The sequence below is a fragment of the Streptomyces sp. NPDC127092 genome, assembly GCF_042722475.1.
Classification (GTDB): domain Bacteria; phylum Actinomycetota; class Actinomycetes; order Streptomycetales; family Streptomycetaceae; genus Streptomyces.
Genome location: NZ_JBHXFE010000241.1, coordinates 1 through 615, shown reverse-complemented (window position 1 = coordinate 615; position 615 = coordinate 1). Strand labels below are relative to the sequence as shown.

The window sequence follows — 615 nt, the reverse complement described above, 5'->3', positions numbered from 1 at the left end:
CCTACCTATCGCGCGATGTCAACCCGTTACCCTTTTCGTAGTCGGAAACAACCTGCTTCCGACCACTGAACTGGACACCTCGGCATGACTACGTCAACCTGTCGCACAATGATCAATTTTGTGATGTCACCGAGGTGGACAGGCGATGAGTGATCGCTGATAGGGGCCGGACCCGCACATACAGGCCGTCGTAACGTGGATGCCGAGACTCACTCGCCATACCCAGCAGTGCACCACATCTCTTTCCCACGAGAGGATGCGATGACAGTCCCGACACACGAACAAATCGAAGTCTTCCTCGGCGTCGACGTAGGCAAGGGACAACACCACGCCGTCGCCGTATCCCGCACCGGCACCATTCTATTCGACCGGACACTACCCAACGACGAAATCCGCCTCCGCGAACTCATCGACACACTCACCCACCACGGCCCGACAATCCTTGTCGTCGATCAACCCGCCACCATCGGCGCACTCGCCGTCGCAGTCGCCCAAGACATGGGCATCGCCGTCGGCTACCTCCCCAGGACTGGCCATGCGACGCATCGCCGACCTCTACCCCGGCGAAGCGAAAACCGACAAGAAAGACGCCGCGATCATCGCCGACGCGGCCCG

1 pseudogene is annotated in these 615 nt (G+C 60.2%); it reads left to right on the top strand.

Annotated features, from left to right (window positions below):
• Positions 1-261: 261 nt before the first annotated feature.
• A pseudogene (locus ACFWJO_RS39310) lies at positions 262-615 on the top strand (transposase); the annotation flags it as partial.